Below are 20,381 nucleotides of genomic sequence, written 5' to 3' on the forward strand. Positions count from 1 at the left end.
CAAGTTTGAAATAGATAAAGAAAAACCGCGGCTTTCCGCGGTTTTTTTGTATTTGAGTATCAGCAAAAGGAAGCTGACGCATCGGACAAAATCTTACGAAGCGCTGCTCTGTTCAATGAGCGTCAATTTACGTTCGCGCAGTGCAAACATATAGCCAAGTAGGCCACCTAAAGTATTCCCCACTGCGATACCTATAAACAAGCCTTCAATACTGTAAATTTGGCTTCCGATCCATGCCGATGGCAGGGTAAACACAAACAAACGCATAAAGCTCCATTGGAATGCTCGTAATGGTTTGTGCATCGCATTCAACCCACTGATTAACATCATCACAATGCCTTGAAAACCATAACTGAACGGCACCACAAGCAGGTAATGCCACAGCAGATTTTTAACTGCTTCTTCCTGCGAGAACAATGCCGCTAGAGGAATACTCAATGGCACCATCATCAAGAAGATAAACCCTTGGAACACCACCGCAAAACGCATGCTGATAAATAAGCCGGAAAAGGCGCGTTGAGGGTTTTTCGCCCCTAAGTTTTGTGCCATGAATGGCGTGAGTGCTGAGGTCAGAGACATCAAGACTAGGATCAAAATAGACTCAATACGCTGCGCCGCACCGTAAGCCGCAACTGCTGCCGTACCGTGGCTGGATAAAAGCATCATCAAAATTGCGCCCGACAATGGATTCATCGCGTTCGACAGTGCGGCAGGAGTGCCGATTTTTAACGTTTGCTGCCAATCTTGTTTCAGCAAGGACCATTGGGGTTGAGCGAGCAACTTTTCGCGTTTAACTAGCACATAGAGTGAGCCACATAGTGCACCTAACCAGCTAAAAGCACTGGCTATTGCCGCACCTTGGATGCCAAGCTCGGGGAATGGGCCAAGTCCGAAGATCAGTAGTGGATCGAGCATGCCGTTAATCAAGCCCGCCAACATCATGATTTTGGCGGGTGTTTTTGTATCCCCAGATGCTCGTATCGCACTGTTGCCTGCCATCGGGATCACCAACAATGGAATGGTGAGATACCACACCTGCATGTACTCTTCGATGAGTGGAATTAGGTCGTCGGCTGCGCCAAGAAAGCGGAACAGTGGTGCAATGGTGGCAAAGCCAATCGAAGAGGCGATAGCCACGAGTAACACCGCTAATAACAAACCGTGAGTGGTAAACCGAGCGGCTTGTGGGGCGTGACCTTGTCCAAGTAAGCGACCAATATTGGTCGATAGACCCATCCCTATCCCCATCGTGATGCAGTTAACCGCAAAGGTTACAGGGAAGGTATAGCTGATCGCCGCTAGCGCTTGAGTACCAAGCAACGATATAAAAAACGTGTCCACCAAGTTAAACATCAAAATCGCGATCATGCCCATGGTCATGGGGACGGTCATTTTCCGCAGCGTTTCAGGAATGGGTGCGGTCAACAAACCATGCTTATCGGTCGCTTGGGGTTCCAGCTTGTTATTTTCCTGCATGTATGACAACTATGTGGTGAGCAAACTGCAAGGATACAAGAAAGCGAGATGCTGGGCGAGTGAGCATTTCGAACGCAAACCGTTGCTTAGTTGTTCGTTATTTTAACTAAGTCACAAAAATTTTGTGCCACCCCCTTGGGATCGCTGCTTCGACCCCTTATATAGGGATCACGTGTCTGGGGCTACAGTCCCTAAGGACAATTATCAAATAAACATGGAAATTTTCAGGAGAGACGACCGATGAACATTCGTCCATTACATGACCGAGTTATCGTTGAACGTAAAGAAGTTGAATCTAAGTCTGCTGGTGGCATCGTTCTGACTGGTTCTGCTGCAGAAAAATCAACTCGCGGTGTTGTTCTAGCTGTGGGTAAAGGCCGCATCCTAGAAAACGGCACAGTACTGCCGCTGGACGTTAAAGTTGGTGATACTGTTATCTTCGCTGAAGGTTACGGTACAAAAACTGAAAAAATCGACGGTAAAGAAGTGCTTGTCATGTCTGAAAACGACATCATGGCGATCGTTGAATAATAGCAATCATTGAGTAATTTTTTGCTCAGATTCAATTACGAAATTACACACAAAGAATTTTAGAAAGGAAATCAAAGATGGCTGCTAAAGACGTTAAATTTGGTAATGACGCACGAGTTAAAGTGCTAGAGGGTGTAAACGTTCTGGCTGACGCAGTAAAAGTAACACTGGGTCCTAAAGGACGTAATGTCGTTCTAGACAAATCTTTTGGTGCACCGACTATCACGAAAGATGGTGTATCAGTAGCGCGTGAAATTGAACTGGAAGATAAATTCCAGAACATGGGCGCACAAATGGTTAAAGAAGTTGCGTCTAAAGCAAACGACGCGGCAGGTGACGGTACAACAACAGCAACAGTACTAGCACAATCTATCGTAAACGAAGGTCTAAAAGCAGTCGCTGCGGGTATGAACCCAATGGACCTTAAGCGCGGTATCGACAAAGCAGTAGCTGCAGCAGTAGAGCAACTAAAAGAGCTTTCTGTTGAATGTAACGACACGAAAGCGATCGCACAGGTTGGTACTATCTCTGCAAACTCAGACGCAAGCGTAGGTAACATCATTGCTGAAGCAATGGAGCGTGTGGGCCGTGATGGCGTTATCACTGTTGAAGAAGGTCAGGCGCTACAAGATGAGCTAGACGTAGTAGAAGGTATGCAGTTCGACCGCGGTTACCTATCTCCTTACTTCATCAACAACCAAGAGTCAGGCAGTGTTGATCTAGAAAACCCATTCATCCTGCTAGTTGATAAGAAGATCTCAAACATTCGTGAACTTCTTCCAACGCTAGAAGCTGTAGCGAAAGCGTCTCGTCCACTGCTTATCATCGCAGAAGATGTAGAAGGCGAAGCGCTAGCAACATTGGTTGTCAACAACATGCGTGGCATCGTGAAAGTTGCAGCAGTGAAAGCACCTGGCTTCGGTGACCGTCGTAAAGCAATGCTACAAGACATCGCGATCCTAACTGGCGGTACTGTGATTTCTGAAGAAATCGGTCTAGAGCTTGAAAAAGTAGCACTAGAAGATCTAGGTCAAGCGAAGCGTGTTTCTATCACGAAAGAAAACACGACTATCATCGATGGTATCGGTGAAGAAGAGATGATCTCTGGCCGCGTAGCTCAAATTCGTCAACAAATCGAAGACGCAACTTCAGACTACGACAAAGAGAAACTACAAGAGCGCGTAGCGAAACTGGCTGGCGGTGTTGCAGTAATCAAAGTTGGTGCAGCAACTGAAGTTGAAATGAAAGAGAAGAAAGACCGTGTAGAAGATGCGCTAGCCGCAACTCGTGCAGCGGTTGAAGAAGGTGTTGTTGCTGGTGGTGGTGTTGCACTTATCCGCGCGGCATCTAAGATTGCTCACCTAACGGGTGACAACGAAGAGCAAAACGTTGGTATCCGCGTTGCACTACGTGCAATGGAAGCGCCAATCCGTCAAATCACGAAGAACGCAGGTGAGGAAGACTCAGTGGTTGCGAACAACGTGAAAGCGGGTGAAGGCTCTTACGGTTACAACGCGGCAACAGGCGAATACGGCGACATGCTAGAGATGGGTATTCTAGACCCAACGAAAGTAACTCGTTCTGCGCTACAGTTCGCAGCATCGGTTGCGGGTCTGATGATCACGACTGAAGCAATGGTTACTGACCTACCGCAAAAAGACGCACCAGCGATGCCTGACATGGGCGGTATGGGCGGTATGGGCGGTATGGGTGGCATGATGTAAGCCAGCTTATTTCTTTGCTCTAAGGGAATCCTTATAGCGGAAAGATAACCGACCAAACCTTTAAAAGTCGAGGCATTTGCCTCGACTTTTTTATGCGCGTTATCCGAGAAATATAGCATTCTGATGTGGCTTCGATTGTGAGAGGCGAGTTCAAGAAATGTCAGTGGAAAAACATGAAAATAGAAGCGATAAAATTTTTTCTTTTGAGTCAGATGGTTAAATCTGACCTACCGCTAACACTTTTTGAACGTGGATAGCGCAAAATCTGAACATTACACTATGTTGTAAATTGTTGCTTCCCATCATGGAGATGAAAATGAAAAAGCTTATGACGTCATTGGCGGTTGCAGCCGCTATCGCATCACCAGTTGCTCTTGCTGACAGTACACCTGTGATGTTCTCTACTATCGACAACACAAACGCACCTTCTAACTCGTCAGTTGGTGGTGTTCGTTTAGCTGTGTTGCATGGACAGGTGAATGAGGTTAAAGGTGTCGACTTTTCACTGCTTGGTATGTCAGAAACGGATCGTACGACAGGTGTGAACTTCGGTCTGTTTTTTGGTGCAGCAAAGGTAAACCAAGAAATGAAAGGTGCGTCTTTAGGCTTAGTTAACTGGAACCAAGGTCAGACGACGGGTGTTAACTTGGGTGCTGTCAACATTACGAACAATGTAAAAGGCTTGAACTGGAGCGCGGTGAACTATTCTGAAGGCTACACCATGGCGGATGTGGGCTTAGCGAGTATCTCTAAGAAGTCTAACTTCCAGTTTGGTTTCTTCAACATGACCGATCAAATTGATGGCGTACAAATTGGTCTTTTGAACTGTGCGGATAACGGTTTCTTCAAGTGTTTCCCACTCATCAACTTCGCTAAATAATCCCTGAGCAAATCAGAATCTTTAGATACCGAAAACCCTCGATATTCGTCGAGGGCTTTTTAATTACTGATGAGGTGAAGCGAGTTTATCGGCGGCGTTAACTATTTAATTAAGCGGGATGAGGTTTTGCGTTGTTGAATTCTTTGGTGAACCCCTCGGCGCAATGCTTTGATATGGTTTTCTGCTTTATCCACACCTAACAACACGGTTAATGTCAGGAGAGTAATAACCACCGACTGCGTTAAATAACCCAAACCTATCATCAAACCTAAACCTGCTAGCACCCATATTACAGCCGCGGATGTTACGCCATGGATTTTTCCATCGAGTGTCATCATCACCCCTGCCCCCAAGAAGCCGACGCCAGTAATAATCTGACCAAGCACGCGTGCTTGATCGAGTGTATTTGGCGATAACGATACTGCCATCGACATAAACAGGTAAGTGCCTGAAATAATAAGAATTGCCGTGCGAATGCCAACAGGTTTACCACGAGTTTGGCGTTCGATACCGATCATTAGCCCATTAATGGCACAGCATAGTAGGGCAGGCCAGCTGAATGGGGCAAGATCGAAAATTTGTTCGAGTGCTGTATGCATCTTGACCTCCAAAAGAGCGGAGTATGCATAGACTTACCGTGCAAAGCGAACAAAAAGGAACGGTCGTGACGACAAATTTAATTGAGCGTCAGGACCTATTCTAAATGCAAATCTAGTGGAGTTTTACTTGGCCTGCCACCAATTTCTCGTGTCAGTTTTGGTACCAGATAACCCGATACACGTGTGATGAGTCCGCGCATAATGGCTTTTGCTTCTTCGTCCGAAATAAAGTAGTGCGCCGCGCCTTGCACCTTATCAAGAACGTGGAGGTAATAAGGCAAGATACCCGCGTCAAATAAGGCTTCACTTAACGCCACTTGAGCTTCTACCGAATCATTCACGCCTTTCAGCAGAACGCCTTGGTTTAGAAGCGTAACGCCTGCTCTTTTGAGCTTGAACATCTGTTCAGCAAATTCGTCATTGATTTCGTTGGCATGGTTGATGTGAGTCACGAGGATGATTTGTAACCTTGATGCTTGCAGCAGTTGGCATAGTTCATCAGTGACGCGAGCTGGAATCACCACAGGTAAACGGCTATGAATACGCAGACGTTTGATATGAGGTATTTGAGCAATATGCTCTAAAAGCCAATGAATTTCATCGTCTTTTGCCATTAATGGATCACCACCTGAGAAGATGACTTCGTTCAACTCTGGTTGCTGCGCCATGTACTCTAAGCACTTTGTCCATGCCTGCTTGCCGCTTTTATTTTCTTGATATGGGAAATGACGACGAAAACAGTAACGGCAATTTACCGCGCAGCCACCTTTGACAATCATTAGGGCGCGGTTGCGATACTTGTGTAGCAGACCAGGGACTTCATTATCCTGCTCTTCTAACGGATCGTTGGAATAGCCCGGATGTACTTCAAATTCATCACTTAATGGTAAAACCTGACGTAAAAGAGGGTCTTTAGGGTTGCCTTTCTCCATCCTATCGACAAAACTTTGCGGTACACGCTGTGCAAACAGCTTGCGCGCGGCAAACCCGTCTTGCCACGGTGAAGGATCTATTTCCAGTATTTCGAGCAATTTTGCAGGATCAGAGATCCCATTCGCCAACTGTTTGAGCCAGTTTTGCTCAACAGATTCGACTTTTCGGGTTATTATGTGCGGCATTGAATTTAGCTCTAAGAATGTAAGAGGAAAAAATGGCTACAGTTAGCACCAATGAATTTAAAGGCGGTCTTAAGTTAATGCTTGATAACGAGCCTTGTGTAATTCTGGAAAACGAATACGTTAAACCAGGTAAAGGCCAAGCGTTCAACCGCGTTAAAATTCGTAAACTTCTTTCTGGTAAAGTGCTAGAGAAAACATTCAAGTCTGGTGACACTTGTGAAGTGGCAGACGTAATGGATATCGACCTAGATTATCTATATTCAGACGGTGAATTCTACCACTTTATGAACAGTGAAACGTTTGAACAGATCGCAGCAGACGCAAAAGCGGTAGGTGACAACGCTAAGTGGTTGGTAGAAAACAACACTTGTATGATCACACTTTGGAACGGTAACCCAATTACTGTTACTCCACCAAACTTCGTTGAGCTAGAAGTGGTAGACACAGATCCAGGCCTGAAAGGTGATACTCAAGGTACTGGTGGTAAACCAGCTACGCTATCAACTGGCGCTGTTGTTCGTGTTCCTCTGTTCATCTCAATTGGTGAAGTGATTCGCGTAGATACTCGTACGGCTGAATACGTAGGCCGTGTGAAGTAAGCACTTTAGATTGATTGTTAGAAAGGTCGCTTCGGCGGCCTTTTTTATTGCCTGTAATTCTCTCTTGAATGTCCCTGCATAGAAAATCGATATCCTCCGCAAATTTTCGATGATTTTGTATTATTCGTAAAAATCTTATTTATTTCATGAATCTGTCGATTATTCCTTAATGTAACATTTTGATACATTAGTTCTTGTTGTTGAGTTGCATAGCAATCTGATTTTTATCGATTTAACTCAGTAACAATCCAAAAAGGAGAACAAAATGGAAAGCAGAGGCTTAGGAAGGGGTTTAAAGGTGGAAGAAAGACGTCAGTTACTACACAAAGGATTGAAAGCTGCGGTGTTTGGCGTACCGCTGTTGGCAATAGGCTTAACGATTAATAGCTCTGTGCTGATGACCGATGCAGGTTACAGCTACGTGCATCAGAACAATATCACTGGTGAGTTGGATGTGTTTACTGAACCTGGCATTCATTTTCGCATGCCATTTCTGTCCAAAATCACCAAGTATGACCAAGTGATCACTGTGTCATTCGGTAACAGCAAGGGCGAAGATTTTTATCAACGTCTTGATGCGATTCAGGTTCGGTTTGCCGACACCTACATTGGTCAGATCCCCGTAACATTCCGCTTCAAGCTCAGTAATGACCCTGAAGCGGTGAAGAAGATGCACAAAGAGTTCCGCAACAATAGTAACTTGATTGATGCGTTGCTTGTAAAGAACGCACGTAACGTGACGGTGATTACTGCTACCCAATACACGGGTGAAGAGTTTTTCCAAGGTGGTTTGAACCAGTTCAAATCGAAACTTGGCGATCAGTTGCGAGAGGGGATTTATCTAACAGAGCGACGTCAGGTTGAAGTGGAAGAGTTGGATCTTGCGCCTGTTGGGGCGAATCAGGCCAATGCGAACCAACTACAGCGCACCAATCAACTGGTTTGGAAAACGGTGCCAGTTGTAGATAAAACCGGGCAACCAATTCGTCAAGACAACCCGTTACAACAATACGGCATTCAAGTGACGCAGGTGACCATTGGTGATCCACAGCCAGAAAAGCAATTGGATCAGCTATTGGCGGATAAAAAGCGTTTAGTGGCGGATCGTATTCGCGCGATTCAGGAACAAGAAACGTCGAAAGCACAAGCAGAGACCGAGCAGTTACGCAAAGAGATTCAACGAACACGTGAAGTGCAAGACGCTCAGCGTGGTAAAGAACTCGCTATTATTGCTCAGCAAAAAGAAGTGGAAGTTGCACGTCAGATTGCAGAGCGTGAAATCGTTGAAGTGGAAAAAACCAAACGACTTGCTGAAGTCGAGAAGGAGAAAGAGCTAGCTATCGCAGAGGCTAACTTAGCCATTCAAAAGGCGAACGCACTTTCTGCTGAGTTTGAAGCGAAAGCGATATTGGCGAAAGGTCGTGCAGAATCTGAGGTCCTAAAAGCGAAGTACTCGGCGTTAGGGGCAAACCGTGAAGTTTACTTGGCAGAGTTGAATCGAGACGTAGCGAACTCGTTGTACAACAACTTGCAAAACTTCCAAGTTCAGATGCCACAAAACTACATTGGTGGTAGCGAAGAAACGGGCTTGAAAACAAACCTAGATGTGATTACTGGTTTTGGTGCTCTGGGTCTTATGGACCAAACGAAGAAGGTCATACAGCAATAAGATCATGGGTGGTCAAAAGCTTAAAAAGCAAAAAGATCATGGGTAACCCAAAGCAATAAAAAAGCTGGCATAGAGCCAGCTTTTCTTTTTAGTCAGTATCTTAAATCATGAAGATAAAGATAACGGCTAGTGCAGTAATGAGGCCTGCAAATGCATAGCATGCAATTTTACCTATCACACCAGTGTGGAATTTAAGGTCGTGCATGCCGTGGTGTACACGGTGCATCGCATGCCACATTGGTAGAGCTAGGGTGCCAATGATGAATAGCGCACCGATGATACTGGTTGCGAATTCGGAGACACGCTCGTAGCTCATCGCTTCTGCATCAATCACGCCTAGTGGGACCAAGATACCCAGTACCAATACCGTGATTGGCGTAATCATAGCGAACCAAGTACCGCCAGCACCAAATAGACCCCACCAGATTGGCTCATCAGAACGTTTTGGTGATGTGTTTACACTATAATTCGGTTTCATGCTCAGCTCCTTACACCACGATGAGAACGATCAGTGAGATGAACGCAACCGCGGCCCACTGAGTCAATACGATGATTTTCTTGTCCACCAGTTTGCCTTTCAAACGAATTGGCATTACTTGTGGCATCATGCTGAAGAAAGTTTGAGCGTGGAATAGGCTACCTAGCAGCGCAACGATGTTGATTGCGACTACGATTGGGTTTGCCATAAAATCCAACCAACCTTGCCATGCTTCAGGGCCTTTCACCAAGCAACCTAAACCGAAAGTTAGGAACAGAGTGAATAGGATCAAAGGCAGCACAGTCGCTTCACGTAGCATGTAGAAGCGGTAGAAAGGATGGTTCTTCCACCAAGTGCGTTTTACTTCACGAACGTAAGGTTTACGATTGCTCATCCTTATGCCTCCACTTTCTTTGGTGAACCATCAGGTTTCAACATAGCAATCACGAAGTCCATAGAAGACTCCACTTTGCCTTGGTTTACTGCCGCTGCTGGGTCAACGTTCTTCGGACAAACTTCAGAACAGTAACCAACAAACGTACAACCCCAAGCACCGTTTTCACCGTTGATAAGCTTCATGCGCTCATCTTTACCGTTGTCACGGCTGTCTAGGTTGTAGCGGTGTGCTAGCGTTAGTGCCGCAGGACCGATGAACTCAGGGTTTAGACCAAACTGAGGACACGCCGCGTAGCATAGACCGCAGTTGATACAACCAGCGAACTGCTTGTATTTCGCCATTTGCTCTGGCGTTTGCAAGTTCGTACCGTCTTCTGGTTTACGGTCGTTACCAATGATGTACGGTTTGATTGCTTCAAGACGTTCGATGAACGGCGTCATATCAACAATCAAGTCTTTCTCGATTGGGAAGTTCGCTAGAGGCTCGATAGTCACACCGTCTGGGTAATCACGTAGGAAGCTCTTACAAGCAAGTTTCGGTACGTTGTTCACCATGATGCCGCAAGAACCACAGATCGCCATACGACAAGACCAACGGTAAGACAGATCTTTGTCTAGGTGATCTTTAATGTAGCCCAGTGCGTCAAGCACAGACATGGTTTCATCGAATGGCACTTCGAATGTTTGCTTGTATGGTTCTGCATCTTTTTCTGGGTCATAACGCAGAATGTCTACTTTTTGAATGCGATTTGCTGACATTATGCTTGCTCCTCTGCGTTCTTCTCTTCAGCTGCGGCTTTTTCTGCTGCTTCACCGTATAGACGAGCTTTTGGTTGTGACTTAGTGATAGTCACATTGCTGTAATCGATACTTGGCGCTGAATCTGGTTTGTAGAAAGCAAGTGAGTGTTTTAGGAAGTTCACGTCATCACGCTCTGTACAACCGTCGTCCAGACGTTGGTGCGCGCCGCGAGATTCTTTACGTAGAATCGCAGAGTGAACCATCGCTTCTGCGACTTCTAGGCCGTAACCCACTTCAATTGCGTACAGAAGATCAGTGTTAAACACTTTGCCTTTGTCTTTAATGCTGATGCGTTTGTAGCGTTCTTTTAGTTCGGTGATCTTGTTAATGGTTTCTTGCATCAAATCTTCTTGACGGTAGATACCACAACCCGCTTCCATGGTATGACCCATTTCAGTGCGGATGTTTGCCCAGTTCTCATCACCTTCTTGGTTCATCAGTTTGGCGATGCGCTCTTCAACTGCTTTCACTTGAGCATCGATTGCAGACTCGTTCCAACCTTTGAATTCTTCAGCGCGTTTCACTGCGTTTTCACCCGCTACGCGACCAAATACCACAAACTCAGCCAGTGAGTTAGAACCTAGACGGTTTGCACCGTGAAGACCAACAGACGCACATTCACCAACTGCGAATAGACCTTTAATGCGAGTTTCACAGCCGCCGTTTGTCTCGATACCACCCATGGTATAGTGAACCGTTGGACGAATTGGAATTGGCTCTTTTGCAGGGTCTACGTTCACGTAAGCTTTTGCTAGCTCACAGATGAATGGTAGACGCTCTTGTAGGTACTCTTCACCTAGGTGGCGAAGGTCTAGGTGCACCACGTCACCCAGTGGGTGTTTGATGGTGTTGCCTTTCTGTTGTTCGTGCCAGAAAGCTTGAGAAACTTTGTCACGAGGACCCAGTTCCATGTATTTGTTCTTCGGTTGGCCAACTGGAGTTTCAGGGCCCATGCCGTAATCTTGTAAGTAACGGTAGCCGTTCTTGTTAACGATGATACCGCCTTCACCACGACAACCTTCCGTCATCAGGATACCTGTGCCAGGAAGACCGGTTGGGTGGTATTGAACGAATTCCATATCACGTAGAGGAACGCCGTGACGGTAAGCCATTGCCATGCCATCGCCCGTTACGATACCGCCGTTGGTGTTACAGTGGTAAACACGGCCCGCGCCACCTGTTGCTAGAACAACAGATTTTGCTTTGATAGTAACAAGCTCGCCTTCAGACATGTGAATAGCAATCAGACCTTGAACTTCGCCTTCATCAACAAGCAGATCCACCACAAAGTACTCATCAAAGCGTTTGATGTTGCTGTACTTCATGGATGTCTGGAATAGCGTATGAAGCATGTGGAAGCCAGTTTTATCTGCAGCGAACCAAGTACGTTCAACCTTCATACCACCAAAGCGGCGTACGTTGACTTCACCGTTCTCTTTACGACTCCATGGGCAACCCCATTGCTCCATTTGGATCATTTCGCGAGTCGCGTTCTCTACAAAGTATTCAACAACGTCCTGTTCACATAGCCAGTCACCACCGCCAACAGTGTCGTTGAAGTGGTTGTCTAAGCTATCTTCATCCTTGATAACTGCTGCTGAGCCACCCTCTGCAGCGACCGTGTGGGAGCGCATTGGATAAACTTTAGAAATCAGAGCGACTTCTAAGTCTGGGTTTGCTTCAGCCGCTGCAATAGCAGTACGAAGACCAGCGCCGCCTGCGCCGATGACTGCGATATCTGTGGTGATAATTTGCACAGTTATCCTCCAGTGTGTGATTGCGGAAATCCGCTTGTTATTGTCATTACGAGGCGCTCTTTAAAAAGAACTCCCCAAAAGTAGTAGGGTTAGTGTAGATGAGCCACATGGCAGAAAAATTGATGTAATTGGGTTTTTGCTTCGGTAATGCACTTAAGGGCATAGAATTTATAGGTTATGTGACTGCTATCACGGCATCGAGGTTTTGGCCCTCAAGCATTAACATTAGGGATGTTAAACCTGTGTTGCGTGACATTAACCGCATGGATAATAGGATTTTAACTGAGTGTTTTTTGTGCTGCGGCACGAGTAATGCTTGCCTCAAATAGGCGAGCACGTTAGTAAAAATAAGAAGGGATATTCCTCTCTTCTTGAAGAGTAAAAAGCATGTAGAATGAGACTTTCCTCGCTGAATTAAAGTTTGAGAGACTTGTTATGCAAACCAACTGGCAACCTACTGCTTCCATTGACCAACTTCGTCAACGTGCGACGTTAATCGCGTCGATTCGCCAATTCTTCGCTGATCAACAGGTGATGGAAGTCGACACGCCAGCCATGAGTCACGCAACCGTGACCGACATTCATTTGCATACTTTCCAAACCGAGTTTGTTGGCCCGGGTTACGCCGATGGTAGCAAGCTGTTCTTTATGACCAGCCCTGAATTCCACATGAAGCGTCTTTTGGCAGCGGGTAGCGGTTGTATTTATCAAATCAACAAAGCATTTCGTAACGAAGAAAATGGTCGTTACCACAATCCAGAATTCACGATGTTGGAGTGGTATCGCGTTGGCTTTGACCATCATAAATTGATGGATGAAATGGATGATCTGTTGCAACTGGTATTGAAGTGTGGTGCAGCGCAGCGCATGACGTATCAACAAGCCTTCATTGATGTGTTGGGTGTGTGCCCACTAGAAGGCTCGATGACGGAGCTGAAAGCGGCGGCAAGCAAGCTGGGTTTGAGTGACATTGCAGAGCCTGAAGAAGATCGCGATACGTTACTGCAATTGCTATTTAGCGTGGGAGTCGAACACAAAATTGGTCAGGATGTGCCTGCTTTTGTGTACGACTTCCCGGCATCACAGGCGGCGCTTGCGAAAATCAATCCTCAAGACCATCGTGTTGCGGATCGCTTTGAGGTGTATTTTAAGGGAATTGAGCTGGCAAATGGGTTCCATGAGCTCGATAACCCGAAAGAGCAACTGGCGCGTTTTGAGCAAGATAACGCGAAGCGTCTCGACATGGGTTTAAAACCGCAGCCAATCGACTATCATTTGATCTCCGCATTGGAGGCAGGGTTGCCAGATTGTGCGGGTGTTGCGTTAGGCATCGATCGTTTGATCATGCTAGCGCTCGGCTGTGACCACATTGATCAAGTGACGGCTTTTCCATTCCCAATCGCATAAGGATATTCAATGAACTTGGCTGCTGCACGTTTGGTCATTCTCAGCTACGCAATACTGATCGCTTACTTATCGTTGAGCTCGGGAGAGTTGCAAGATTGGGGCAACATTGCGTATCTTGATAAAATGCAGCACGCCATGGCGTACAGCGGATTTGCGTTTTTAGGTTGCTTTTGCGTGTGGCGTTGGCGTCAACGTTGGGCGGTGGCGATTGGTATCTTATTATTTAGTGCTGCCATCGAATGGCTACAAGGGTATGTTGGAAGACAAACCTCTTGGTTAGACCTTGTCGCCAACTCAACGGGTATTCTAACTGGTCTGTTATGTTACCGTATTTGGAGCCTCTATCGACCTAGGTTGGTGAAGTCGCTATACTCGATTCGTTAATGAAGAGGGAACACGATAACAATGAAAACGCGCGACAAAATCGTCTACGCGGCACTGGAGTTGTTCAACCAACATGGTGAACGCAACATCACCACCAATCACATTGCCGATCACATCGAAATTAGCCCAGGTAACCTGTATTACCACTTCCGTAATAAGCAAGAAATCGTTCGTGAGATCTTTGCGCTTTATTCAGCAGAACTTTTAGAAAGATTTACCCCTATTCAAGGCTCACAAGAAAGCCTGACTATGCTGAAGAGCTACCTAGATTCCATCTTTACGCTAATGTGGAAATACCGCTTTTTCTACGCGAATCTACCTGAGATCTTGTCACGAGATGAGCAGTTACATGAGCAGTACATCGATGTGCAAGAAAAGCTGCAAGCGAACCTCATTGCGATCATGCAAGAGTTTGTATCGCTGAAGCTGCTTAATGTTGATCAACAGCAGTTGAAGTCACTGGTGTGTACGTTGCATTTGATTGCGTGTAGCTGGTTGGCGTATCAATCTGCAATGGCTTCGAAAACCAGCATCACTGAGCAAATGGTGAAGCAAGGGATGTTGCAGATGCTTAATGTCGTTAAGCCATTAGCAACTGAGCAGGGGTTAGAGCAGCTACTGTTATTGGAAGATGCGGTCAGCAATCTACACAGTTAAACGCCAAACTGCTTAATATTTCGAGAGTCACTCTCATTTTCGAGTCGTGGCTCGAGTTGACTTGTCAAATATGCCACGCACAATAGTCCTCATACCGTTCAGCCCTCTCTGGGATATGACTCTCGATAAAGGAACTATCGCTCCATGAATTACGACATTTTTAATGGCGATGCTGATGGCATCATTGCGCTTCTACAATTACGCTTGGCTGATCCTATCGAGGCTCAGTTAATTACTGGTGTAAAGCGCGACATCAAGCTGGTGGAAAAAGTAGACGTGCAAGCGGGTGATGAGCTAACGGTGTTAGACATTTCGATGGAAAAGAACATGGTAGGCCTAGAGCAAGCATTGGCTCAAGGCGCACACGTGTTTTACGCCGATCACCATAAGGCGGGTGATATTCCTCAGCATGGCAACTTGGATGCGCACATCGATCTCGATGCCAACATGTGTACGGCGTTGATTGTCGATCAATTGCTAAATGGACGTTTTCACACATGGGCGATTACGGCGGCTTATGGCGATAACATGATCGCGAAAGCAGATGAATTGGCTGACAAGGCAGGCTTGTCACACGATCAGAAAGCGCAGCTTAAAGAGCTTGGCACTTTGATTAATTACAACGGTTACGGTTCGAAAGTGGATGACTTACATTTCCATCCAGCGGATTTATACCAAGCTTTGCTGAAGTACACGTCGCCATTTGATGTAATTGAAGATAAAACTTCGCCTTACTATCAACTGCAATCTGCTTACCAACAAGATATGGATGCCGCTCTGGCAGTGCCTGCCACGCATGAGAGCGGTAAGCTGAAGCTGTTCGAACTACCAAACACGGCCGCATCACGCCGAATCAGTGGTGTTTATGGCAACTGGCTAGCAAACCAGACCCCTGACTCTGCGCATGCGGTACTTACTGAAAATTCAGATGGGACTTATACGGTTTCACTCCGTGCCCCGTTAAACAATAAACAAGGTGCTGTGGCCGTGTGTGGGCAGTTTCCAACTGGTGGCGGCCGAGAAGCGGCGGCAGGCATCAACGCATTAAGCAAAGATGATGTAAGTGCTTTTATTGATGCGGTAGAAACGTACTACGCATAGCATTTGCCAAAATATGAATATAAAAAAGGAGCCGAGTGGCTCCTTTTTTATTATAAGTCGATGAGTCAGATAATCAGCGCTTCAACCAAGATTTCGGGTTTTGCGCTTCACTGTTGCGGCGAATTTCGAAGTAGAGTGATGCGCGATCTTGCCCGCCAGTATCACCCGCAAGAGCGATCACTTCGCCAGCGGTCACTCGATCGCCTTCTTTTTTCGTCAACGCTTGGTTGTAGCCGTAGAGCGTCATGTCACCTTTGCCGTGGTCAAGCAACACCACTAAGCCATAACCGCGTAAATACTCCGCAAATACGACAGTGCCCGGGTAAACGGCTTTCACTTGTTGACCGTAATTGGCCGCAAGCACCATGCCTTTCCAGTTTACTTGCCCGGTTTGGCGAGTACCGAAGTTGTGTAATACACGACCTTTGAGTGGCCATGGCAGTTTACCGCGCTGTTTGCCCAGTCCGTCCATTGGCACGGCATTACGCTTAGCCGCTTTGGCTATCTCAGCTTTTAGGCGTGTTTCGTTGCGCTGCAGTTCAGCAAGGTAGCGTTTATCGTTCTTGATACTGCTCTGAATTTTATTCAAGGTTTGCTTACGTTTGGATTGTGTACTTGCCAGCGCCGTACGTTTCTCAGATTGCTGTTTGAGTAACGTCTCGATTTGCTTTTTTTCTAGCTCAAGCTGGTTTTTGTTGTGTGCCAATTCTTGAGTGGTTTTGGTGATTGCATCAATCACTTCAGCACGCGCTTTGGCTAAGTGCTGGAAGTATTGACTCATGCGGTCTTCTTCCACACCTTGATTCAACAAGTGACCATTGGCTTTCGCTCGTTCGGTCACGTAATACGTTTGCAGCAACTGTTTGAGCTCTTCCTCTTGCTCTTGGCGCTGCGCTTCTTGCAAGGCAATTTTCTCTTCTAGCTTGTCTATGTTTTTGTCTGCTTGTGCGAGCTCAGATTTGGTTTGTCTTATTTCGCGTTCAAGTTTAGAAATGCCAAGTTCTTGCTCTTTGAGCGATTTTTGTAGCTCATTGAGTTGCTTTTCTTGGGAAGAGAGAGATTTGCGTTGACGGCTTATCTCACTTGATACGCCTTTGAGCTCTTGTTGACTAGCGGCAGAAGAGGCGAGGGGATATGTGGCAGATAAAGCACAAGTTAATAAAATAGCCGAGCGTAGAACAGGGTGATTTTGTTTTCGCACTTGAGAGTTACCTACCACGTTGTTGTCAAAAGGTTTGTTGACGATTAAATACCATCTCCATGGATAAAGCTTTGTGATTTACCATTAAAGCCTTGATCCATATCGAGAGAAGGTTTGTCCGTTTTTGGACGACCGACGATTTTCGCAGGAACCCCCGCCACGGTTGTGTGTGGTGGCACTGCTTGCAATACCACAGAGCAAGAGCCGATTTTCGCGCCTTCGCCCACTTCGATATTGCCAAGAATTTTTGCACCTGCACCAATCATCACACCTTCACGGATTTTCGGGTGACGATCGCCGCACTCTTTACCCGTACCGCCTAAGGTAACGTCTTGTAGAATTGAGACGTCATTATCGATAACCGCAGTTTCACCGATGACGATCCCCGTTGCGTGGTCGAGCATGATGCCGCTACCAATGCGTGCTGCCGGGTGAATGTCTACCTGACACGCAACCGAAATTTGGTTTTGTAGGTAGGTTGCCAGTGCATGGCGCCCTTGTTTCCATAGCCAGTTTGCCACGCGGTAGCCTTGCAGAGCGTGGTAGCCCTTTAAGTACAGCAGCGGCATAGAGTACATCGAAACTGCTGGGTCGCGATTAACCGTGGCACAAATGTCACAAGCGGCACAATCGGTAATGGTTGGGTCGGCAGAGAACGCTTCTTCTACCACTTCACGTACTGCCATTGCTGGCATCGATGCCGTGTTTAACTTGTTTGCCAAAATGTAGCTGAGCGCGGCACAGAAACTTTCATGCTTGATGATGGTGGCATGGTAAAAGCTGGCCAGCATTGGCTCTTGCTCTGACATTTCGCGGGCTTCTGAGACAATTCTGTTCCAGACTTTTTGTTTTTCGCAGTGTTTCATTCTCAATATCCTGAGTGGTTCTTCCGTGACCCGACAACTTCTATTCTTCTCAGATGAGGTGCGAAGGGGCGTAGAGTGCTACTTTCCTTCGGCTTTTTTGTCACGAGCAAGTAAATCTTGCGCTGCCAGGCGTGCATCCTTCCCTTGATACAATACTTGATAAATTTGATCAACAATTGGCATCTCAACACCCATGCGTTGAGAGAGCATCCATACTTCTTTCGTGTTGCGGTAGCCTTCTACGACTTGGCCAATTTCTTCTTGTGCCGTGTCGACGTCTTTACCTTGACCTAGCGCTAAACCAAAGCGGCGGTTACGTGATTGGTTGTCGGTACACGTTAGGACAAGGTCGCCTAAACCAGCCATACCCATGAAGGTTTCTGGTTTTGCACCCAGCGCGGCACCAAGACGGCTCATTTCGGCCAAACCACGAGTAATCAATGCAGTACGCGCGTTGGCTCCAAAACCGATACCGTCAGACATACCCGCACCAATTGCGATAACGTTTTTCACCGCACCGCCCAATTGCATGCCGATAAAGTCACTATTGGCGTACACGCGGAAGGTTTTGCTGCAGTGGATTTTTTCTTGTAGGTCAGCGACAAATTCAGCATCTGGAGAAGCAACTGAAATTGCAGTAGGCATGCCCATCGCGAGCTCTTTGGCGAACGTTGGGCCAGACAATACAGCCAGTGAGTAGTTTTCACCGATAATGTCATAAGCGACGTCTTTCAGCAGACGACCCGTTTCTGGCTCAAGACCTTTGGTTGCCCAGCAGATGCGAGAGTCTTCACGTAAGAAAGGCTTACAGCTGTTCAGTACGATGCCAAAAACATGGCTTGGAACCACAACCAATAAATCTCGGCTTGCTTGTACGGCTTTTTCTAAATCCGATTCAATGATCAAGCTTTCAGGGAAATCAACACCAGGTAAGAAAGCGTGGTTCGCGCGATCCGCTTCTAAACGTGCCATGTGCTCAGGCTCGTGTCCCCAAAGGACTACGTTCGCGCCGTTACGAGCGAGTGAGATCGCCAGAGAGGTACCGTATGAACCTGCGCCAATCACCGTCATTGCGATGTCTTTACCGTAAGCATTGTTTGTATTTGCTTGTGTCATGCTACCGCCTAATTGTCTTTCTACTAGTAGAATCTAGTTCCTAATCGTCAAATTTTACGCCTTCTGGCGATTAGGAACTAGGAACTTTTGTCAGAAATAAAAAATGCACATTGCATCGGATGGTAGACGCTCTGTGCATTTTATTAGAGTCGGTGACGTCAGCACTCAGGCTATTCGTCACTTACAAAACGTGAATTACGCTTCAGCTTCGCCTTGTTGAGCTTGCTGTTGTAGGTAGTTCATGAATAGCGCGTCGAAGTTAACTGGCGCTAGGTTCAGTTGAGGGAACGTACCTTTAACCACTAGGCTTGAGATAGTTTCACGAGCATATGGGAATAGGATGTTCGGGCAGAATGCGCCTAGGCAATGTGCTAGTTGGCCTGCTTCCATTTGCTCAGCAGTGAAGATACCACCTTGTTGAACTTCACATAGGAACGCTGTTTCTTCTTCGTTCTTCACAGTTACAGTTAGACGTAGAACCACTTCGTAAACGCCTTCACCAAGCTCACGGCTTTGAGTGTCTAGGTCTAGTTTAACGTCTGGGTTCCATTCTTTTTGAAAGATTACTGGAGAGTTTGGCGCTTCGAAAGAAACGTCTTTTAAGAAGATGCGTTGAATTGCGAAGTTTTGTTGTGCTTCTTGAGGTGCTGCTTCAGCCATTTTTTAATCCTTAAATAAATATTTGTAGAGCCTAGAAACGTCTAAACTCAGAAAACTGGTATGTCCCGAGACTAACTGAGCCAATCTACCTTGACTAGATGAAGCGTGTATTACGTGCAAAGCGTCACAACTTAATGCTTCAACTGCTTTCAATTTGCTCAGTTTATTATCCACGAAGCTTGGCAAAAACACGCTTGAATGCGTACCTTATCTTTTGCCTCTGCCCCGTTATCGAAGCTGCCGGGTATTACTTTTTACCACGTACTAAAGGCAGGTTCGCTTCGTTCCATGCAATCAAGCCGTTCTTCAGTAGGCTTACTTTTTCAAAGCCTGCTTTTACTAATAGGTTCGCGCTTTCTTGAGCGTTTTGCCCTGTCTTGCATACCACAATGATTGGGTCTGATTTGTGGTTTTCAAGGCTACCAAAGTTACCCGCTTTGATATCTGACGGTAAAATGTGAAGTGAGTCGGTGATATGACCTTTTTTGAACTCGTCCTTTGTGCGGATATCCACTACAACACCGTTTTCACGGTTCATAAGATGAGTCAGTTGGTTTACGTTGATTTCTTTGTATGCGGCCGTCGCTGACTTCACGATGTTCATGATAAAGGCGACAAGAAGACCTACCCAAACCAAAGATAGAATCATGTTCTGTTGGAAAAATTCAATGTACTCTTGCATGTCTTGAGCTCTTACGCTGTTGGCGGAAAAATAAAGCAGGAGTATAGCGGGGTTAAGCCTCTTAGGCGAGAGGGTTAAAATTTTCTAACGAATAATTGAGATCTCTATAAACCCTTTATGTTATTGCCATCCGCGCATTGGACTATGGTAGCTTGATTGTTTTTGCCTATTGGATTTATCGACTTAAGTGACTTTTGTTTTACCGAAAAAAGCGAACAATAGGCACTAACCAATCTTGTTCGATAATGCGTTAAATAAGCGCTGTTTCAGGTGCAAAAA

Annotated in this window: 21 protein-coding genes; 9 read left to right on the plus strand and 12 right to left on the minus strand. The window is 46.2% G+C overall.

What is annotated here, in order from left to right; translation table 11 throughout:
- Positions 1-93 precede the first annotated feature (93 nt).
- Positions 94-1,476 (minus strand): MATE family efflux transporter, encoded by a 1,383-nt coding sequence (locus tag EX191_RS19130; RefSeq protein WP_193448289.1) that lies wholly within the window; start codon positions 1,474-1,476, stop codon positions 94-96.
- A 240-nt stretch (positions 1,477-1,716) separates the two neighbouring features.
- Between EX191_RS19130 and EX191_RS19135 the strand changes: the two genes are divergently transcribed.
- The 3 genes from EX191_RS19135 to EX191_RS19145 all read left to right on the plus strand — a co-directional run bounded on the left by EX191_RS19135 (position 1,717) and on the right by EX191_RS19145 (position 4,611).
- Complete coding sequence (locus EX191_RS19135; RefSeq protein ID WP_005381516.1) at positions 1,717-2,007, plus strand: co-chaperone GroES; 291 nt, start codon at positions 1,717-1,719, stop codon at positions 2,005-2,007.
- 77 nt (positions 2,008-2,084) lie between these two features.
- Complete coding sequence (gene groL / locus EX191_RS19140; RefSeq protein WP_193448290.1) at positions 2,085-3,731, plus strand: chaperonin GroEL; 1,647 nt, start codon at positions 2,085-2,087, stop codon at positions 3,729-3,731.
- A 316-nt stretch (positions 3,732-4,047) separates the two neighbouring features.
- A complete protein-coding gene (locus EX191_RS19145) occupies positions 4,048-4,611 on the plus strand; it encodes a VC2662 family protein (protein WP_005395435.1) in 564 nt (187 codons plus the stop codon).
- A 101-nt stretch (positions 4,612-4,712) separates the two neighbouring features.
- Here EX191_RS19145 and EX191_RS19150 read toward each other — a convergent pair whose 3' ends face one another.
- Both EX191_RS19150 and epmB read right to left on the minus strand, forming a co-directional pair.
- A complete protein-coding gene (locus tag EX191_RS19150) occupies positions 4,713-5,210 on the minus strand; it encodes an MgtC/SapB family protein (protein ID WP_193448291.1) in 498 nt (165 codons plus the stop codon).
- A gap of 95 nt (positions 5,211-5,305) precedes the next feature.
- On the minus strand, positions 5,306-6,328 hold the full coding sequence (gene epmB, locus EX191_RS19155; RefSeq protein WP_124009042.1) for an EF-P beta-lysylation protein EpmB: 1,023 nt from the start codon (positions 6,326-6,328) through the stop codon (positions 5,306-5,308).
- Between the two features lie 32 nt (positions 6,329-6,360).
- Here epmB and efp point away from each other — a divergent pair, with 32 nt between their 5' ends.
- The gene (gene efp / locus EX191_RS19160; RefSeq protein WP_005395425.1) at positions 6,361-6,927 is read left to right on the plus strand and encodes an elongation factor P; all 567 of its coding nucleotides are present in this window, start codon (positions 6,361-6,363) and stop codon (positions 6,925-6,927) included.
- A gap of 265 nt (positions 6,928-7,192) precedes the next feature.
- Complete coding sequence (locus tag EX191_RS19165; RefSeq protein WP_005395423.1) at positions 7,193-8,596, plus strand: SPFH domain-containing protein; 1,404 nt, start codon at positions 7,193-7,195, stop codon at positions 8,594-8,596.
- Between the two features lie 100 nt (positions 8,597-8,696).
- Here the strand turns inward: EX191_RS19165 and frdD are convergent, their stop codons facing one another.
- The 4 genes from frdD to frdA are packed head-to-tail and all read right to left on the minus strand — an operon-like array spanning position 8,697 to position 12,028.
- The gene (frdD, locus tag EX191_RS19170) at positions 8,697-9,074 is read right to left on the minus strand and encodes a fumarate reductase subunit FrdD (protein ID WP_005395421.1); all 378 of its coding nucleotides are present in this window, start codon (positions 9,072-9,074) and stop codon (positions 8,697-8,699) included.
- 10 nt (positions 9,075-9,084) lie between these two features.
- Positions 9,085-9,468: a fumarate reductase subunit FrdC gene (frdC, locus tag EX191_RS19175; RefSeq protein WP_005395419.1), complete on the minus strand. Its 384-nt coding sequence runs from the start codon at positions 9,466-9,468 to the stop codon at positions 9,085-9,087.
- A gap of 2 nt (positions 9,469-9,470) precedes the next feature.
- Entirely contained in the window at positions 9,471-10,229 is a 759-nt protein-coding gene (locus EX191_RS19180; protein ID WP_005381489.1) for a succinate dehydrogenase/fumarate reductase iron-sulfur subunit, read from the minus strand.
- A complete protein-coding gene (frdA, locus tag EX191_RS19185) occupies positions 10,229-12,028 on the minus strand; it encodes a fumarate reductase (quinol) flavoprotein subunit (RefSeq protein ID WP_047010259.1) in 1,800 nt (599 codons plus the stop codon). The genes EX191_RS19180 and frdA overlap by 1 nt, the downstream gene beginning before the upstream one ends.
- 435 nt (positions 12,029-12,463) lie before the next feature.
- Here frdA and epmA point away from each other — a divergent pair, with 435 nt between their 5' ends.
- From epmA to EX191_RS19205, 4 genes are all read left to right on the plus strand, one after another.
- The gene (epmA, locus tag EX191_RS19190) at positions 12,464-13,435 is read left to right on the plus strand and encodes an elongation factor P--(R)-beta-lysine ligase (RefSeq protein WP_193448292.1); all 972 of its coding nucleotides are present in this window, start codon (positions 12,464-12,466) and stop codon (positions 13,433-13,435) included.
- Positions 13,436-13,444: 9 nt separating this feature from the next.
- Positions 13,445-13,819: a VanZ family protein gene (locus EX191_RS19195; RefSeq protein ID WP_005395414.1), complete on the plus strand. Its 375-nt coding sequence runs from the start codon at positions 13,445-13,447 to the stop codon at positions 13,817-13,819.
- 21 nt (positions 13,820-13,840) lie between these two features.
- Entirely contained in the window at positions 13,841-14,476 is a 636-nt protein-coding gene (locus EX191_RS19200; RefSeq protein WP_005395413.1) for a TetR/AcrR family transcriptional regulator, read from the plus strand.
- 144 nt (positions 14,477-14,620) lie between these two features.
- On the plus strand, positions 14,621-15,577 hold the full coding sequence (locus EX191_RS19205; protein ID WP_193448293.1) for a DHH family phosphoesterase: 957 nt from the start codon (positions 14,621-14,623) through the stop codon (positions 15,575-15,577).
- 73 nt (positions 15,578-15,650) lie between these two features.
- On the opposite strand, the gene EX191_RS19210 is transcribed toward EX191_RS19205, so the two are convergent.
- The 5 genes from EX191_RS19210 to EX191_RS19230 all read right to left on the minus strand — a co-directional run bounded on the left by EX191_RS19210 (position 15,651) and on the right by EX191_RS19230 (position 20,102).
- Complete coding sequence (locus EX191_RS19210; protein WP_193448294.1) at positions 15,651-16,796, minus strand: peptidoglycan DD-metalloendopeptidase family protein; 1,146 nt, start codon at positions 16,794-16,796, stop codon at positions 15,651-15,653.
- Positions 16,797-16,822: 26 nt separating this feature from the next.
- Complete coding sequence (cysE, locus tag EX191_RS19215; RefSeq protein ID WP_005395410.1) at positions 16,823-17,644, minus strand: serine O-acetyltransferase; 822 nt, start codon at positions 17,642-17,644, stop codon at positions 16,823-16,825.
- Positions 17,645-17,722: 78 nt separating this feature from the next.
- Positions 17,723-18,760 carry an NAD(P)H-dependent glycerol-3-phosphate dehydrogenase gene (gene gpsA, locus EX191_RS19220; protein ID WP_006743122.1) on the minus strand — a complete coding sequence of 346 codons (1,038 nt, stop codon included), beginning with the start codon at positions 18,758-18,760 and terminating at the stop codon, positions 17,723-17,725.
- Positions 18,761-18,955: 195 nt separating this feature from the next.
- The gene (gene secB, locus EX191_RS19225; protein ID WP_005395400.1) at positions 18,956-19,420 is read right to left on the minus strand and encodes a protein-export chaperone SecB; all 465 of its coding nucleotides are present in this window, start codon (positions 19,418-19,420) and stop codon (positions 18,956-18,958) included.
- A 247-nt stretch (positions 19,421-19,667) separates the two neighbouring features.
- Positions 19,668-20,102, minus strand: coding sequence for a rhodanese-like domain-containing protein (locus tag EX191_RS19230; protein ID WP_005395399.1), 435 nt, complete (start codon positions 20,100-20,102; stop codon positions 19,668-19,670).
- Between the last annotated feature and the right edge of the window lie 279 nt (positions 20,103-20,381).

Source organism: Vibrio chemaguriensis (genome assembly GCF_012275705.1).
Lineage (GTDB): Bacteria > Pseudomonadota > Gammaproteobacteria > Enterobacterales > Vibrionaceae > Vibrio > Vibrio diabolicus.

Coding starts and splice junctions, on each gene's coding strand:
- EX191_RS19130 (WP_193448289.1), bottom strand. CDS start 1,476: ATGCAGGAAAATAACAAGCTGGAACCCCAAGCGACCGATAAGCATGGT.
- EX191_RS19135 (WP_005381516.1), top strand. CDS start 1,717: ATGAACATTCGTCCATTACATGACCGAGTTATCGTTGAACGTAAAGAA.
- groL (WP_193448290.1), top strand. CDS start 2,085: ATGGCTGCTAAAGACGTTAAATTTGGTAATGACGCACGAGTTAAAGTG.
- EX191_RS19145 (WP_005395435.1), top strand. CDS start 4,048: ATGAAAAAGCTTATGACGTCATTGGCGGTTGCAGCCGCTATCGCATCA.
- EX191_RS19150 (WP_193448291.1), bottom strand. CDS start 5,210: ATGCATACAGCACTCGAACAAATTTTCGATCTTGCCCCATTCAGCTGG.
- epmB (WP_124009042.1), bottom strand. CDS start 6,328: ATGCCGCACATAATAACCCGAAAAGTCGAATCTGTTGAGCAAAACTGG.
- efp (WP_005395425.1), top strand. CDS start 6,361: ATGGCTACAGTTAGCACCAATGAATTTAAAGGCGGTCTTAAGTTAATG.
- EX191_RS19165 (WP_005395423.1), top strand. CDS start 7,193: ATGGAAAGCAGAGGCTTAGGAAGGGGTTTAAAGGTGGAAGAAAGACGT.
- frdD (WP_005395421.1), bottom strand. CDS start 9,074: ATGAAACCGAATTATAGTGTAAACACATCACCAAAACGTTCTGATGAG.
- frdC (WP_005395419.1), bottom strand. CDS start 9,468: ATGAGCAATCGTAAACCTTACGTTCGTGAAGTAAAACGCACTTGGTGG.
- EX191_RS19180 (WP_005381489.1), bottom strand. CDS start 10,229: ATGTCAGCAAATCGCATTCAAAAAGTAGACATTCTGCGTTATGACCCA.
- epmA (WP_193448292.1), top strand. CDS start 12,464: ATGCAAACCAACTGGCAACCTACTGCTTCCATTGACCAACTTCGTCAA.
- EX191_RS19195 (WP_005395414.1), top strand. CDS start 13,445: ATGAACTTGGCTGCTGCACGTTTGGTCATTCTCAGCTACGCAATACTG.
- EX191_RS19200 (WP_005395413.1), top strand. CDS start 13,841: ATGAAAACGCGCGACAAAATCGTCTACGCGGCACTGGAGTTGTTCAAC.
- EX191_RS19205 (WP_193448293.1), top strand. CDS start 14,621: ATGAATTACGACATTTTTAATGGCGATGCTGATGGCATCATTGCGCTT.
- cysE (WP_005395410.1), bottom strand. CDS start 17,644: ATGAAACACTGCGAAAAACAAAAAGTCTGGAACAGAATTGTCTCAGAA.
- gpsA (WP_006743122.1), bottom strand. CDS start 18,760: ATGACACAAGCAAATACAAACAATGCTTACGGTAAAGACATCGCAATG.
- secB (WP_005395400.1), bottom strand. CDS start 19,420: ATGGCTGAAGCAGCACCTCAAGAAGCACAACAAAACTTCGCAATTCAA.
- EX191_RS19230 (WP_005395399.1), bottom strand. CDS start 20,102: ATGCAAGAGTACATTGAATTTTTCCAACAGAACATGATTCTATCTTTG.